General features: G+C 74.3%; 14 protein-coding genes and 1 pseudogene. 5 read left to right on the top strand and 10 right to left on the bottom strand.

The features are described from left to right. Positions 1-1,046 (bottom strand): D-alanyl-D-alanine carboxypeptidase family protein (locus tag ACLU3S_RS30920; protein WP_413955280.1); only part of this gene is annotated, 1,046 nt, incomplete at its 3' end. Positions 1,047-1,135: 89 nt separating this feature from the next. After that, positions 1,136-2,284 carry a transcription termination factor Rho gene (rho, locus tag ACLU3S_RS30915; protein WP_413955279.1) on the bottom strand — a complete coding sequence of 383 codons (1,149 nt, stop codon included), beginning with the start codon at positions 2,282-2,284 and terminating at the stop codon, positions 1,136-1,138. A gap of 339 nt (positions 2,285-2,623) precedes the next feature. Here rho and ACLU3S_RS30910 point away from each other — a divergent pair, with 339 nt between their 5' ends. After that, positions 2,624-3,907: a cytochrome P450 family protein gene (locus tag ACLU3S_RS30910; protein WP_413955278.1), complete on the top strand. Its 1,284-nt coding sequence runs from the start codon at positions 2,624-2,626 to the stop codon at positions 3,905-3,907. A gap of 51 nt (positions 3,908-3,958) precedes the next feature. Here the strand turns inward: ACLU3S_RS30910 and ACLU3S_RS30905 are convergent, their stop codons facing one another. Beyond that, positions 3,959-4,357: a nuclear transport factor 2 family protein gene (locus ACLU3S_RS30905; protein WP_413955277.1), complete on the bottom strand. Its 399-nt coding sequence runs from the start codon at positions 4,355-4,357 to the stop codon at positions 3,959-3,961. Positions 4,358-4,428: 71 nt separating this feature from the next. On the opposite strand from ACLU3S_RS30905, the gene ACLU3S_RS30900 reads away from it, so the two are divergent. Next, entirely contained in the window at positions 4,429-4,992 is a 564-nt protein-coding gene (locus ACLU3S_RS30900; RefSeq protein ID WP_413955276.1) for a PadR family transcriptional regulator, read from the top strand. Positions 4,993-4,996: 4 nt separating this feature from the next. After that, positions 4,997-5,740: a methyltransferase domain-containing protein gene (locus tag ACLU3S_RS30895; protein WP_413955275.1), complete on the top strand. Its 744-nt coding sequence runs from the start codon at positions 4,997-4,999 to the stop codon at positions 5,738-5,740. Here the strand turns inward: ACLU3S_RS30895 and ACLU3S_RS30890 are convergent. The 6 genes from ACLU3S_RS30890 to ACLU3S_RS30865 form a co-directional block, all read right to left on the bottom strand. Beyond that, complete coding sequence (locus ACLU3S_RS30890) at positions 5,718-6,458, bottom strand: GntR family transcriptional regulator (RefSeq protein WP_413955274.1); 741 nt, start codon at positions 6,456-6,458, stop codon at positions 5,718-5,720. The genes ACLU3S_RS30895 and ACLU3S_RS30890 overlap by 23 nt on opposite strands. 129 nt (positions 6,459-6,587) lie before the next feature. Then, on the bottom strand, positions 6,588-7,754 hold the full coding sequence (locus ACLU3S_RS30885) for a serine hydrolase domain-containing protein (protein ID WP_413955273.1): 1,167 nt from the start codon (positions 7,752-7,754) through the stop codon (positions 6,588-6,590). Between the two features lie 107 nt (positions 7,755-7,861). Next, on the bottom strand, positions 7,862-8,830 hold the full coding sequence (locus tag ACLU3S_RS30880) for an acetylxylan esterase (RefSeq protein ID WP_413955272.1): 969 nt from the start codon (positions 8,828-8,830) through the stop codon (positions 7,862-7,864). Positions 8,831-8,939: 109 nt separating this feature from the next. Beyond that, entirely contained in the window at positions 8,940-9,524 is a 585-nt protein-coding gene (locus ACLU3S_RS30875) for a hypothetical protein (RefSeq protein WP_413955271.1), read from the bottom strand. Positions 9,525-9,817: 293 nt separating this feature from the next. Beyond that, positions 9,818-10,597, bottom strand: coding sequence for a ferredoxin reductase (locus ACLU3S_RS30870; RefSeq protein ID WP_413955270.1), 780 nt, complete (start codon positions 10,595-10,597; stop codon positions 9,818-9,820). Further along, positions 10,590-11,195 (bottom strand): sulfite oxidase-like oxidoreductase, encoded by a 606-nt coding sequence (locus ACLU3S_RS30865; protein ID WP_413955269.1) that lies wholly within the window; start codon positions 11,193-11,195, stop codon positions 10,590-10,592. Before ACLU3S_RS30865 ends, ACLU3S_RS30870 begins: the two co-directional genes overlap by 8 nt. A 259-nt stretch (positions 11,196-11,454) precedes the next feature. Here ACLU3S_RS30865 and ACLU3S_RS30860 point away from each other — a divergent pair, with 259 nt between their 5' ends. Further along, the gene (locus tag ACLU3S_RS30860; RefSeq protein ID WP_413955268.1) at positions 11,455-12,216 is read left to right on the top strand and encodes a GNAT family N-acetyltransferase; all 762 of its coding nucleotides are present in this window, start codon (positions 11,455-11,457) and stop codon (positions 12,214-12,216) included. A gap of 122 nt (positions 12,217-12,338) precedes the next feature. Here the strand turns inward: ACLU3S_RS30860 and ACLU3S_RS30855 are convergent, their stop codons facing one another. After that, positions 12,339-12,998, bottom strand: a complete 660-nt coding sequence (locus tag ACLU3S_RS30855; RefSeq protein WP_413955267.1) for a hypothetical protein — start codon at positions 12,996-12,998, stop codon at positions 12,339-12,341. 698 nt (positions 12,999-13,696) lie between these two features. Here ACLU3S_RS30855 and ACLU3S_RS30850 point away from each other — a divergent pair. After that, a pseudogene (locus ACLU3S_RS30850) lies at positions 13,697-14,015 on the top strand (putative protein N(5)-glutamine methyltransferase); the annotation flags it as partial.

The raw sequence follows: 14,015 nt of genomic DNA, 5'->3' as shown, positions 1-14,015 counted from the left end.
GCCGAGGCGCGCGGCGGCCGTCCCGGGCGCAGCGCGTCCAGCGAGCCGACCGGATCCACCCGCCCGGCCGCGGCGAAGCCCCAGTCGAGCAGCGCGCGGGCCTCCTCGTACACGGTCAGCCCGCCGCCGGTCTGAGGGTTCATCACGGTCACCACGAGGGTGCGCCCGCCCCGGCGGGCGGCGGCCACGAGCGTGTTGCCCGCGTTGCTGGTGTAGCCGTTCTTGATGCCGATCAGCCCCGGATACGGCGCCACGCCGTCCTCGCCGGTCAGCAGCCGGTTGGTGTTCTCGATGGGATACGACGACCCGTCGCCGGGGAAGCGCGCATGAGCGGTGGAGCAGTACCGGGCGAAGTCGGGGTTGCGCAGCCCCTCGCGCCCGAAGATCGCGAGGTCGTAGGCGGAGGACACCTGACCGGGGGCGTCGTAGCCGTCCGGGGAGACCACGTGGGTGTCCAGGGCGCCCAGCGAGCGGGCCTTCGCCTGCATCCGCCGGGCGGTGGCCTGCCAGCCGCCGCCCATCGAGGCGAGCACGTGCACGGCGTCGTTCCCCGAAGCGAGGAAGACCCCGCGCCACAGGTCCGCCACCCGGTAGCTGTGGCCCTGTTCGACCCCGACCAGGCTGCTGCCCTCGCCGACGTCCTTCAGCTCGGAGTAGCGCACCGTGTGCTGCAGCCCGCTGGGCAGCGCCGGCAGGACGCTGAGCGCGAACAGGGTCTTCATGGTGCTCGCGGGCGGCAGCGCACGGTGCGCTCCGTCGGCTGCCAGCACCTCCCCGCTGTCCGCGTCGGCGACCAGCCAGGACAGCGCGGAGACGTCCGGCACCGCGGGGGCGCCGCGGCGCGGCCGGACCTGGATGCCGGAGCGGTGGAGCAGGGACGGCTCGGGCATCCCCGCGCGGGGCGCGGGGGGCGCCGGCTCCCCGGATCGCGGCAGGGCCGCGGCGGCCGGTTCGGCGGCGACGACGGCCGGGGTGATCGCCAGCACGCCGGCCACGCACAGGGAGCAGACCGTCGAAGCCGCCCGATATGAGAATCTGGTGATCATATGATCAACGTACGAACGGGAGCGCTGTGTGCCCCGCTGGCCGGGCCGTTCGGCCCACCGGAGCAACCCGGATGCCGCACGGCCGCCTGTCAGCCGGTGGGCAGGGTCGGCCGGACGTGCCGCAGGAACGTGGCGTTGTCGGGGGTGCCGCGCAGCCGTTCCAACAGGGTCTCCAGGGCCGCCGGTCCGCCCTGGCGGGAGCGCAGGGCTCGGCGCAGTCCGTGGACGGCCGTCAACTCGGCCGGGGTGAGGAGCAGTTCCTCGCGACGGGTGCCGGTGCCGTCGAGGTCCACGGCGGGGAAGACCCGGCGGTCGGCCAGTTCCCGGTCCAGCCGCAGCTCCATGTTGCCCGTGCTCTTCAGCTCCTCGAAGAAGTAGCCGTCGGCGCGGGAGCCGGTGTCCACCAGCACGCTGGCGAGGATGGTGAGCGAGCCGCCCTCCTCGGCCTGCCGGGCGGCGCCGAAGAACCGCTTCGGGCCGAGCAGCGCACCCGCGTCGACACCGCCGCTCAGGGTACGGCCGCCGGCGGCGGAGGAGTTGTTGTGCGCCCGGCACAGCCGGGTCAGCGAGTCCAGCAGGACGACGACGTCCTCACCGGCCTCCACCAGGCGCTTCGCCCGCTCGACGACGAGTTCGGCGAGGGCGATGTGCTCCCTGGCCGAACGGTCGAAGGTGGAGGCGTACACCTCGCCCCGCACCGAACGCCGCATCTCGGTGACCTCCTCGGGGCGCTCGTCCAGCAGGAGGACCATCAGACGGCACTCGGGGTGGTTGCCGGCCACGGCGGCGGCCAGTTGCTGGAGCAGCACCGTCTTGCCGCTCTTCGGCGGGGCCACGATCAGGCCGCGCTGGCCCATGCCGACCGGCGAGAAGAGGTCGGCGACCCGGCCGGCCGGTCCGGCCGCCGGGTGTTCCAGGCGCAGCCGCCGCCGCGGGTGGAGCGGGGTGAGGTCGCGGAAGTGCCGGCGGCCCCTGAGGTCCGCGGGGGCACGTCCGTCGACGCGCGCCACATCGGTCAGGGCGCGCTGCGCGCCCTGGACGCCTGCGACCAGGTCGCCCTTGCGCAGCCCGTACCGGCGGATCACCGCGGGCGGGACCAGCGGGTCGGCGGGGGTGGGCAGGAGGCTCGCGGGCCTCAGGTGTCCCTTCCCGCGCGCGTCGATGTCGAGGACACCGGTGACGAGCCGGGCGGGCGGGGCCTGCTCGGCCACGGGAGGGTGTTCGAGTGTGGTGGTCATGGGAGGGGGTCCTTTCGGTCCTGGCACGGACGGAGAAGCGAAGAGGGAACGGGAGCGGGAAGGGAGAGGCCGCGAGGGGGAGGCGGGCACGGCTGCCTCCGGGCGGCGGGAACGGCACCTCGGGCCGGGCCGGAAACGCGCCGGTCACGAGGTGGTGCAGAGGGAAAGCCCGGGCCGGTCGGAAGGCTCGGCCGAGGGGCTGGGTGAGGAGGAAGCGGCACCGGTGCCGTCATCAGGGGCACGCACATGCGCTGACCGCACTATACCCGTGCGTTCGATTGGGTCAACATGATGGCGTCCGCGATTGTTCCCGTTCCGGCCCGATCGTGAGGAGAACCGGTGGCGACGTCTTCCGTCAGGCCCCCGCACCGTCTCGACCCCTCCGGTGGCTGCCCGCACGCCGAGAACGCGCGGCTGCTGGCCTGTGGCGCCGTGGCGGCCGTGGAGCTGCCCGGCGGGATCGAGGGGATGGCCGTGCTCGGGCACGAGGCGCTCAGGCAGTTTCTCCAGCATCCGGAAGTCGCCAAGAACGCACGCCACTTCGCCGCGCTGCGCGAGGGCCGGATCGCCCCGGGCTGGCCGCTGCTGACCTTCGCGACGGTGCCGGGGATGACCACCGCCGACGGCGCGGACCACCGGCGGCTGCGGGGCCTGGTGAGCGGCGCGTTCACGCCCCGGCGCGTCGAGGAACTGCGGCCGAGGGTCGTCGAGTTGACCGAGCTGCTGCTCGACGGCCTGGAGGCCGCCGCCACCCGGGACGGCGTCGCCGATCTGCGCCGGCACTTCGCCATGCCTCTGCCGATGGGGGTCGTCAGTGAACTCCTCGGCGTGGACGGCGGGTTCCGCGACCGGCTGCACCATCTCAGCAGCCAGGTCGTGGCCACCGACATCGGTCCCGCCCAGGCCATCGCCGCCAATCGTGAACTGCTCGCGGTTCTCGCCGAGATCGCTGCGGCGAAGGCCGCGCACCCGGGCGACGACCTCACCAGCGCGCTCATCGCCGCCCGCGACGAGGGCGGCGACCGGCTGAGCCAGGAGGAGCTGATCGGCACGCTCCTGCTGCTGATCGTCGCCGGGCACGAGACCACGCTCAACCTGATCACCAACGCGGTACGCGCGCTGTGCGCCCACCGCGACCAGCTCGGCCTCGTCCGCGCGGGGGCGGCGGGCTGGGCCGACGTCGTGGAGGAGACGCTGCGCTGGGACGCGCCGGTCAGCTACTTCCCGTTCCGCTATCCGGTGCGGGACCTGACCCTCGCCGGCACCCGCATACCCGCGGGCACCCCCGTGCTCGCCGGCTACTCGGCCGCCGGCCGGGACCCGGCCGCGCACGGCCCCGACGCCGACCGCTTCGACGTCACCCGCCCCGCCCGGCCCGATGCCGTGCGCCACCTCTCCCTCGGGCACGGCGCCCACTACTGCCTGGGCGCTCCGCTGGCCCGGCTGGAGGCCACGGTCGCGCTGGAACGGCTGTTCACCCGTTTTCCCGCACTCGAACTCGCCCTGCCGACAAGGGAACTGACCCCGAACGCCGGGTTCGTCGGCAACAGCGTGCGCACCCTGCCGGTTCGGCTGACGCCTCCTCGGGGCCCGGGGCACCACGGCCCTGCGAACCCCCGATAGGGCCTTCCCGGTCCCGTTCCCCGTGCGGCCCGGCTGGCGGAGGCGCCGCGCTCACGCCGACCGCGTCCCGGCCTCCTGCACGATCTGCTCGAAGCGGGCGCCCATGGCCTCGGCCAGGGCCTGGGCCCCCGACAACGGACGGACCATGACCATGAAGTCGTCGATGAGGCCCTCCTCGTCGACGTGCAGGAAGTCGCATCCGGTCAGCTCGCGGTCGCCCACGCGCGCCGCGAACACCAGCGCGTGTTCGCGCCCGTCCGGGGCGCCGATCTCCCGCACGTACCGGAAGTCCTCGAACACCTGGGAGACCGCGCGCAGGATCGCCGCGGTGATCGCCTTCCCCCGGTACGGCTTGAAGACGACCGGGCTGGTGAAGACGACGTCCTCGGCCAGCAGCGCCTCGGCGGCGGCCATGTCCCCGGCCTCGACCGCCTCGCGGAACGCGCGCATCGGATCACCCCTATAGTCAATTAATTGAATAGGTGCGGATGAGATTAGTCAACGACTGCTAGCCTGTCCACATGTCGCTCAGGTACGCCGTCCTGGCCGCCCTGCTGGAGGGAGAGGCCTCGGGCTACGAGCTGTCGAAGACCTTCGACGTCTCGCTCGCCAACTTCTGGCCCGCCACCCCGCAGCAGCTCTACCGGGAACTGGAGCGCCTCGCGCAGGACGGGCTGGTCCGGGCCCGCACGGTGCAGCAGGAACGGCGGCCGAACAAGCGGATGTTCACGCTCACCGAGGCCGGCCGGGCCGAGCTGGCCGCGTTCGCCGCCGAGCCGCCCAGGCGGCCCACCGCCGTCCGGGACGAACTGCTCATCAAGATCCAGGCGATGGACGGCGGCGACCCGGACGTCACCCGGGCGCTGATCGAGGAGCGCAAGGGCTGGGCGCGCGGGAAGCTCGACCGCTACCGGCGGGTGCGCGACCGGCTCCTCGCGGGGCGCACGGAGGAGGAGTACCTGCGCACCGCCGAACGCGTCGGGCCGTATCTGACCCTGATGGCCGGGATCGCCTTCGAGGAGGAGAACCTGCGCTGGTGCGAGCGGGTTCTCGCGGTCCTGGAACGGCGAGTGGCCCTAGGCTGACCGGATGTTCGGACCCGAAGGCCCCAGCTGGCGCGAACTCGCCGTCCAGGCGCTGTCGTCCGTCGAGCACGGCTACGACCTGCTCGCGCCGAAATTCGACCGCACCCCCTTCCGGACACCCGACGACGTGCTCGGCTCCGTGACGAAGGCGCTCGCCCCGCTGGGGCCGTTCGAGGACGGGCTCGACCTGTGCTGCGGCACCGGCGCCGGCACGGAGGTGCTGGCCGGACTGTGCCGCCGGAGCGTCACCGGAGTCGACTTCAGCGCCGGGATGCTCGACGTCGCCCGGCGCCGGGTCCGGCCCGCCGGTGGACCCGGCGTCGCCTGGGTGCGCGGCGACGCCCGGGCCCTGCCGTTCACGGCCGCCTTCGATCTCGTCGTCAGCTTCGGCGCCTTCGGCCACTTCCTGCCCCGGGAGCTGCCGGGGCTGTTCGCCCAGGTCCACTCGGTCCTGCGGCCCGGGGGCGATTTCGCCTTCCCGGTGCTCGCGCCGCCCCGCCCGACGCGGCCCGCGTTCTGGATGCTGCTCGGCTTCGACGCGGTGATGCGGGTGCGCAACGCCCTGTGGCGGCCGCCGTTCGTCATGTACTACCGGGCCTTCCGGCTCGGTGCCGTGCTGGAGGAGCTGGGCCGCGCCGGATTCGCGGTCGAGCTGCGCGCCCTGCCCGCCTTCGGCCGGCGCGGCGACGGCAGCCCGCGCGCCCGGCTGGTGGTGGCACGGAAGGTCAGACCGCGGCCGGCAGCGTGAACTCGTAGACCAGCGCGTCCTGTTCGGCGGCCACCACCAGGTCGGTGATCTCCAACGGGCGGGCGTACTGGTCGTGCACCCGCCGCGTCACCCGGACCCGGGAGGCGTCGCCCGCCTGGCTGATGGCGTCCCGGTGGTGCAGGGTCAGACCGGCCTTGCGCATCCAGTCGTAGGCCCGCCGCAGCTGCGCGGGAGTGGCCCCGTCCGCCCGCTCCCGGTACCGGGCCAGCTCCGCGACCTCGGCCAGCGCCACGGCCGAGAACGAGGTCACCGCCGTGCGCAGCGCCCGGCCGTCCGGCGTGGCCGACCGGTAGTGGTGCACCAGGGTCGGCCGGTGCGGGGCGAGCCCCAGCGCCCGTGCGTGCTCCGGCGGCGGCGCCTCCCAGGCCACCGTGGCCCGGTCGACCGCGCACGGGTCCGCCGGCCGGGCGCCCACCGGAAACGTCAGGGCCCCCGGGGTCTCCACCGGGCCGGACAGGGTGGCATGGCTGCCCCGCCGGTCGGTGGCGACCAGACCGCCGCGGCGCAGCACCTCCAGCGCCTGCCGGACGGTCTCCCGGCTGACCCCGAAGTGCGCGGCCAAGTGCCGCTCGCCGGGCAGCCGTTCACCGGGCGGAATGGTGCCGTCGTGCAGTTCGTCGAGCAGCAGCGCCGCGACCCGTGCGTACAGGGGCCGGTCTGCGGGCTGCGAGGGTTCGTGCGGGGTGGTGCGGGCCATGCCGCGCCTCCTGTGGTCACAAGCGGTAGCCGTGCGGGCTCATTGCGCGACCACAATTAGCATTGGTCTAAACCAGGAGGGAAGGGCGGCCCGGCGGTTCGGCCGAAACCCGCCCGCGCGAGAGCGCCCTCACAGGGCGCTGTAGAGGGCGTCGACCAGCGCCATCTTGCGCGGGTCGTCGGCGATGCGCGGGCCCATCCGGTTCATGACGTACCCCAGCGACACCCCCGCCTCCGGGTCGGCGAGCCCGCAGGAGCCGCCGAACCCGTCATGTCCGAAAGCGCGCGGATTCGGGCCGTACGACCCGTGCGGACCGCTCAGCCACAGGCCGAGGCCGACCTCGGTCTCGCCCTCGAAGCCCGCGCCCAGCACGAGATCGCGGCAGCTGCCCTGGCCCTCGCGCACCCGCTCCGCCGCCTGCGGCGACAGGAGGCGCCGGCCGCCGTGCGAGCCCCGGCCGGCGAACACGCCGTAGAGCGCCGCGACGGCGCGCGCGGTGCCGTGCCCGTTCGCCGCGGGGATCTCCGCGGCCCGCCACTCGGGCGTGTTCGCCTCCGCCGCGCCGACCACCGGATTCGTCAGCGCCGCCAGCGCGGCCGGCGTCAACTGGCTGAAGACCGCCGCCTGTTCACTGCTCGGCACGGCCCGCGGGTGCGCCAGTTCGGCCACGCGTCCCGCCTCCTTCTCCGGCAGCCCGACCGTGAAGTCGGTGCCCAGCGGCCCGGTCACCTCTCGCTCCAGGAAGGCGCCCGGCCGCAGCCCGGAGATCCGCCGCACGACCTCGCCGACCAGGAAGCCGAACGTCAGCGCGTGATAGCCCGACCTGGTGCCCGGCTCCCACCACGGTTCGGTCGCCGCCAGCCGGGCGGTCGTCAGCTCCCAGTCGTACAGATCCGCCACCGAGTGCGGCTCCCGCAGCCCCGACAGCCCGGCGCGGTGCGACAGCAGGTGCCGGACGAGCACCTTCTCCTTGCCCGCCGCCGCGAACGCCGGCCAGTAGGCGGCCACCGGAGCGTCGAAGTCGAGCAGCCCGCGGTCGGCGAGGATGTGCGCGCACAGCGCGACCGGGCCCTTTGTGGTCGACCACACGTTCACCAGGGTGTCCCGCTCCCAGGGCCGGGTGCCGGCCGCGTCCGCCCAGCCGCCCCACAGGTCCACGACCGTGGCGCCGTCCACGGTCACCGCGACGGCGGCCCCCAGCTCGCCCCGCTCCCGGAAGTTCTCCTCGAACGCCTCCCGCACCGCGGCGAAGCGCGCGTCGCAGTGGCCGTGAACCTGGGTCTCGTGCGCGGTCATGGGACCTCCGTCGTCACCGGAACCCCGGCCGCGACGCCGCGGCCGGGTGCCCCGAACGTACCGACTGGTCGGACTGGAGGGAAGGGCACGCACGCCCGCCCGCCTCCTCAGGCGTAGGACCTCAGCCAGCGCACCTTCGCCGCCTCGTGGAAGGGGCCACCGCCCTCGTGGTCGTTGAACTCGTACACCTCGATCGCCTTGTCCTCGTGCGCCCAGGCGTTGAACGCCGCGAACACGGTCGACGGCGGGCAGGTCTCGTCCTCCAGGGCCGTCGAGAACAGGGCCGGGGCCCGGCCGCGGGCCGCGAAGTGCACCCCGTCGAAGTAGGACAGGGTGCGCAGCACGTCCGCCGAACGGCCGCGGTGCGTCTTGAGGAACAGGCCTATCTCCCGGTACGGGTGGCGGTCCGTCAGCGTCGCCGCGCGCGGGAAGTCGCACAGGAACGGCACGTCCGGGGCCACCGCGGCCAGGTCGGGGACCAGCCCGCCGACGGCGAGGGAGATGCCGCCGCCCTGGCTCTCGCCGATCACCGCCGTCCGCGTCGCGTCGGTCAGCGGATGGGCCCGGGCCGCTTCCACCGCCCGCACGGCATCCGTGAACACGCGCCGGTAGTAGTAGTTCTCGGGTGCGTCGATGCCCCGGGTCATGAAGCCCGGGTAGGCGGGTGCCGCGCCCACCGGGTCGGCCGTGGCGCCCCCGCCGCCCCAGGTGCTGCCCTGCCCGCGGGTGTCCATCACGAAGTGCGCGCGGCCCGTGGACGCGTACAGCAGCCTCTCGTGCGGCAGCCCGCGCCCGCCGCCGTAGCCGATGAACTCCACGACCAGCGGCAGCGGCCGCGTGGTCCCCGCCGGCAGGCGCAGCCAGCCCTTGACGGGGTGGCCGCCGAACCCGGCGAAGGTCACGTCGTAGACCTCGACCGTGGCCAGCCCGGTGTCCACCGGCTCGAAGCGGGCGTCCAGGTCGTGCTCGCGCGCCTGCTGGAGGGTCTTGGCCCAGAAGGCGTCGAAGTCCTCGGGTTCGGTGGATGCGCTGCGGTACGCGCGGAGCTCGTCGACGGGAAGGTCGAACAGGGCCATCAACAACCGCCTTCGTGAAGAGAGACTGAGGTCAGCTCACCGTACGTCGGCGCCGGTGAACTGGCCAGCAAACGCTTGCCCCCTCCGCGGCGGCCGGGCCACCCGCCGTTCACGCCCTCGGCTGGGTCCACTCCGGACCCGTCCGCGCCCACGCGCGCTCCCACTCCTCGAGCCGATGGCGCAGGGCGATCCGGCGTTCGACGGCGTGGCCGAGGAGCACCACGCCCCCGGCGCCGGCCGCCGCGCAGATGCCCATGGTGACCGCGTGCTGCCAGACCGCCGTCTCGTCCGGCGGCGGCGCGACGCTGCGGCCCCGGGAGTCGAACCACACCGGGACCACGTCACCGCTCCGCGTCCCGGCCGGGACCCGCGCCCACGCGGTCCGGGTGCCCTTGCCGGGCTCAGTCCAGCGGACCTGGGCGCGGTAGGGATGTTCGAGGTCGCCCCGTACGGTGGGCAGCCGCTCCGGCGGGGCGCCGAACACCGTGGCCCGCACCTGGTGCCGCGTGGCCCGCGCCGCCTGCGCGACCCGCTCGGCGTCGTCATGGGCGCGCACGCCCACGGCCACCCCGACCAGGGGCGCCACCACGAACAGCAGCACGGCCGCCACCAGCACCGTCCACGCCTCGACGACGTCCGACCGGCGCCGCAGAGGATTGCGCCGCCAGCGCCAGCAACGCGCCTGGGTAGGCATGTCCACCTCCTCGCCGGCGTCGGAGCCGGAAGAGCCGGACGGGCCGTTTCACCGGCCCTCCGCCCCAAGCCCCCCGGGCCCACGCGCACGAGCGTCCACACCCGTCTCGTACCCCGTACGGCTCCCCTCGCTCACGCGCTGAACCGCGAGTTCAGGCCCACCTGAAGCACGCGACGAGCCACGCGCCCCACGATCGCGCGCCCTGCCCTCCCGCGCGACCGGGGCGCCGGTGACCCGGGCGCCGGTGACCCGGACCGGCACGGCACGGAGCCGCCGGGACGCCGGGTCCGGCGCTAGCCGAAGCGCTCGATGCGGATGCGGTCCACCGGCTGGCCGGCCGCGACGAGCAACCGGGAGGCGTGTTCGGCGAACCCGTTCGAGCCGCACACATAGGCCTCCCACCCACCGGGAGGCCGCTCGGCCAGGAGCGGCGCCACATGGGCGGCCGTCATACGTCCCACCGCCACCCCGGCGGGGGCGCTGCGGGTGTACACCGGCGTCGTCTCCTCGCCCAGTTCCGGCGCGTAGATCAGCTCCTCGGGGCTGCGCGCGGACACCAGCATCCGCAGCGGCACGCCCAGGCCGCGCGCCCGGTGGTGCCGGACCATCGACATCAGCGGTACGACCCCGGAGCCGGCGCCGAGCAGCAGTGCGGGCCGGTCGCCCGGCCAGGCGAAGAAACCGCTCAGCGGGCCGCGCACCTCCACCGTGTCACCGGGCCGGGCCACCGTGTGGAACCAGCCGGAGACCTCGCCGTCCGGCACATGGTCCAGGGTCAGCTCGATGTGCCCGGAGCCGTCGGGGGCGGACGCGATCGAGTAGTGGCGCTGCGCCGTGTAGCCGTCCCCGGCGGTCAGCCGCAGCATCAGGTGCTGGCCGGGCAGATGTCCCGCCCAGCCCGGCACCGCGAGGCGGAAGGTGGCCGCGCGCGGCGTCTCGCGCCGGATCTGCGTCAGCGTGGCCGTCTGCCAGACCGCGGCGGCCTGCTCGCTCACCGCGATGCGCCCGGGCACCGCGAACCGCGTCGGGGCAGGGCCGGGGGCGGTCGTGGTCGTCGTCACCGTCTCAGTCACCGGAGTACCGCTGCTCCTCCCACGGGTTGCCGCGCGCGTGGTAGCCGTTGCCCTCCCAGAAACCCGGCTCGTCGTGGTCGAGGAGCGTGATGCCCGCGATCCACTTGGCGCTCTTCCAGAAGTACAGGTGGGGCACCAACAGCCGCGCCGGGCCGCCGTGCTCGGGCGGCAGCGGCTTTCCGTCGTACTCCCAGGCGATCCAGGCGCGTGAGCCGGTGAGGTCGGCGAGCGGCAGGTTCGTGGTGTACCCGGTGTGCGAGCGGGCGACCGCATGGGTGGCGGAAGCGAGGGGCCGCACCGCGTCGAGGAAGGCGTCGAGCGACACCCCGCCGAACCGGACCGCGAACTTCGACCAGCCCGTCACACAGTGGATGTCGCCCTCGTACGCCGACCCCGGCAGCGCGCGCGCCGCCTCCCAGTCCCAGGTGTGCGGGCGCTCGACCAGGCCGTCGATGCGGAAGGACCAGTCGGCGGGCGCGAGGTCCGGGGTGACCTCGGCGGACAGGACGGGCCAGTCGTCGCGCGCGTCGTACTGCCCGGGCGGCAGCCCCGGGTTGTGCTCGCGCGGGCGGCCCGTGAAGCCTCGCGTGACGTTCATGGTTCAACCGTACGCTGTCCTGCGGAGTGCTCCGTCCCAGGTCACCGCCCCGGCCCCCGCGGCCGTACGACCTCTGCCCGGCACCGGCAACAGTGGGGCACCGGGAACCACGGGGACTGACAGCGGGGACCGGGAATAGCGGGGCGGGCCTCCTCCTTGGCGTTCCATGGCCGCACCGGTCGCCGGTGACCACGCGAGAAAGGTGAGGAATGAGGATGCCCCAGGCATACGTCTCCAGGACCGCGATCGAGGTGGTCGCGTGAGCCCCGCCGGCAGCCCGGGTGGCGCCGGCCGCATCGCCGCCGGCGCGCCGCACGTCCTCGAAAACCCCGTCCTCGCCTCCCTGGCCGGCCCGCACGCCCACTTCGCCGAGCGGCGCGGCCGGGTTCTGCGCTATCGGCTCGGCGTCGCGCCGTGGCTGGCCCTGCCCGACGAGCCGGACGAGCAGGACTGGGCGGACCTGGCCGCGCTGGCCGGGCCGGGCGCCGGGATCCCGCTTGCCGGGTTCACCGGGGAGCTGCCCGACGGCTGGGAGGTCACCCACCGGATCGAGGGCGTGCAGCTCGTGGCCGGCCACCTCGCCACCGCCCCGGACGCCGAGGCGGTCCGTCTCGGCCCCGCGGACGTGCCCGAGATGCTCGACCTGGTGGCGCGCACCCGGCCCGGGCCGTTCCTGCCGCGGACCGTCGAGCTGGGCACCTACCTGGGCATCCGCCGCGGCGGCGCGCTGGTCGCCATGGCGGGGGAGCGGCTGCACCCGCCCGGCTGGACCGAGATCAGCGCGGTCTGCACGGACCCCGCCGCCCGCGGCGAGGGCCTCGCCACCCGCCTGATCCTCGCGGTCGCGCACGGCATCCAGGAGCGCGGCGAGACACCGTTCCTGCACGCCGGCGCGCAGAACACCCACGCCCTCCGGCTGTACGAGTCCCTCGGCTTCCGGCTGCGTCGCCGCACGGCGTTCCTGGCGGCGCGGGCGCCGGAGTGGCTGGCGGAGGGTGGGGTGGCGGTTTCGGTCGCCTGACCGGACACCGGGAAGCTCAGCCGGCCTCGGTGCCGGCCGACCCCGCGTCGTACCGCTCCAGATGGGCGGCGAACCGCGAGGAGCCGTTCGGACCCCGGGTTTCCGCCTCCTATGAACCTGCCTCAGGACGGTTCGGCGGCCTTGCCGATGTCCTCGTGCAGATGGGCCATGAGGTGCCCCAGTTCACGGACCGCGGGGTCCGGGCTCTCGGCCTCACCTGCGACTCGCCGCAGCCAGTCGGCCGTCGCCAGGGCGAGGGCGACAGCCTCCTTCTCGTTGCCGTCGCCGAGACACAGCTCGATCCGGTGGGCGAGGCTGCTCAGGGTCTCTTCGTCGGTCTCCGGCACCAGGTGACCCCGCAAGCCGGCGGGGTACGGATCTCGCGCGCGGGATTCCCGCAGCGCGCCCAGCACCGCGGCGTTTTCGCTGTACTGGTCCAGCAGGCCCAGGAGGACATGGATCCGTGCCGTCAGCCGTGGCCGGCCCGGATGGCGGTCCAGCCACGCCATCAGTTCACGCTGGCCGCCGAGGTGGTCGATGATCGGGGTCAGCGTCTCCACGGCCTTGTTCGCAAGGCTCCAGCACAGGGGCAGGAGTTCGGCCACCTCGTCGGCGAGCCGGGCTTCGTCCTTCGCGCCGAGCGTGCCGTCGACGAAGCTGCTGGCTTTGTCGAGGTCGATACCGAATCTGTCCGGTCCGGCGGGAGCCCGGGAGTCGCGGGACGGAGTGTGCCGCCGGTGCCTGAGTTCATCGGCAACCCTGCTGAGCAGCTTGTCGTGCATGGAACCTCCTGGGTGGTCGCGCCAGGTCTGTTGTGTGGCCTCGCGGACGGCTCTGCCGGCCGGCCCGTGCCGCAGACAGGCGTCTCGGAGCCGACACGACCAACCTGCCACCGAAGATGGCGTTCGCATGGCCGGCAATCCGGACGGGCCACAGTCCGTGCCGCGGTGCGCCGTGCAGCCGGCCGAACAGGGCGCTCCGCACGGTCCGCGCGGGCAGTCCGCCCAGCACCCGACCGTGATCCATCACGCGCTGACCGTCGTCGGCGACCGAGGACGGCGCGCGAGAACAGGCCGAGGAGACGGGTGGGCGTCCGACGGCCGCACCGGCTTCGGCGGGTGCCCGCCGAAGCCGGATGGGGTCCTCGGGCGCGTCACTGCGCCGGCGAGTCGAGTCCGAGAGCTGCGCTCGCTTCGGCAGGTGCCCGCCGGGCGCCGGATGGAGTCCTCGAACGCGTCATTGCGCCGGCGAGTCGAGTCCGCGGCCGTACCGGTTCCGCCGGGCGCCGGGCCCGGGGTCCGCCGCCGGCGTTGGGGTATGGTGGCCGTCCGGCCGCGGACGTCGCGCGGCCCCGAGTGCCGAGGAGGTGGGACCCATCACCGCTGTGCCGACCGGGGTGCTCCCCCTTCGTGACGGTGCGGTGCACCTGCACAGGTGACCGCCGGAGCGCCCTGAACTCTCGCGCTTCCGAAAGGCTTTCATGCCCGCCGTGCCCTTTCCCTCCCCTGTTCCGCCTTCCGCCGTCGTCTCCGCCCTGCGCGCCGCCGGATGCGTCTTCGCAGAGGACGAGGCGGAGTTGATCCTCGCCACCGCCCGTACGCCCGACGAGGTCGCCTCGATGGTGGACCGGCGCGCCGCCGGACTGCCGCTCGAACACGTCCTGGGCTGGGCCGAGTTCCGCGGCCTGCGCATCCGCCTGGAGCCCGGGGTGTTCGTGCCGCGCCGCCGTACCGAGTTCCTGGTCGACCGGGCGCTGGCCGAGGCGCCGGAGGCGACCGTGGTCGTGGACCTGTGCTGCG

This window comes from Streptomyces sp. AF1A (assembly GCF_047340315.1).
Taxonomy (GTDB): domain Bacteria; phylum Actinomycetota; class Actinomycetes; order Streptomycetales; family Streptomycetaceae; genus Streptomyces.
Note: the sequence above shows the minus strand (reverse complement) of the source record. Positions and strands in the feature narration are given on the sequence as shown.

What these genes read in the sequence shown, in the direction of transcription:
- rho (WP_413955279.1), bottom strand. Translation starts at nt 2,284, where the DNA reads ATGACCACCACACTCGAACACCCTCCCGTGGCCGAGCAGGCCCCGCCC.
- ACLU3S_RS30905 (WP_413955277.1), bottom strand. Translation starts at nt 4,357, where the DNA reads ATGCGCGCGTTCCGCGAGGCGGTCGAGGCCGGGGACATGGCCGCCGCC.
- ACLU3S_RS30900 (WP_413955276.1), top strand. Translation starts at nt 4,429, where the DNA reads ATGTCGCTCAGGTACGCCGTCCTGGCCGCCCTGCTGGAGGGAGAGGCC.
- ACLU3S_RS30895 (WP_413955275.1), top strand. Translation starts at nt 4,997, where the DNA reads ATGTTCGGACCCGAAGGCCCCAGCTGGCGCGAACTCGCCGTCCAGGCG.
- ACLU3S_RS30890 (WP_413955274.1), bottom strand. Translation starts at nt 6,458, where the DNA reads ATGGCCCGCACCACCCCGCACGAACCCTCGCAGCCCGCAGACCGGCCC.
- ACLU3S_RS30885 (WP_413955273.1), bottom strand. Translation starts at nt 7,754, where the DNA reads ATGACCGCGCACGAGACCCAGGTTCACGGCCACTGCGACGCGCGCTTC.
- ACLU3S_RS30880 (WP_413955272.1), bottom strand. Translation starts at nt 8,830, where the DNA reads ATGGCCCTGTTCGACCTTCCCGTCGACGAGCTCCGCGCGTACCGCAGC.
- ACLU3S_RS30875 (WP_413955271.1), bottom strand. Translation starts at nt 9,524, where the DNA reads ATGCCTACCCAGGCGCGTTGCTGGCGCTGGCGGCGCAATCCTCTGCGG.
- ACLU3S_RS30865 (WP_413955269.1), bottom strand. Translation starts at nt 11,195, where the DNA reads ATGAACGTCACGCGAGGCTTCACGGGCCGCCCGCGCGAGCACAACCCG.
- ACLU3S_RS30855 (WP_413955267.1), bottom strand. Translation starts at nt 12,998, where the DNA reads ATGCACGACAAGCTGCTCAGCAGGGTTGCCGATGAACTCAGGCACCGG.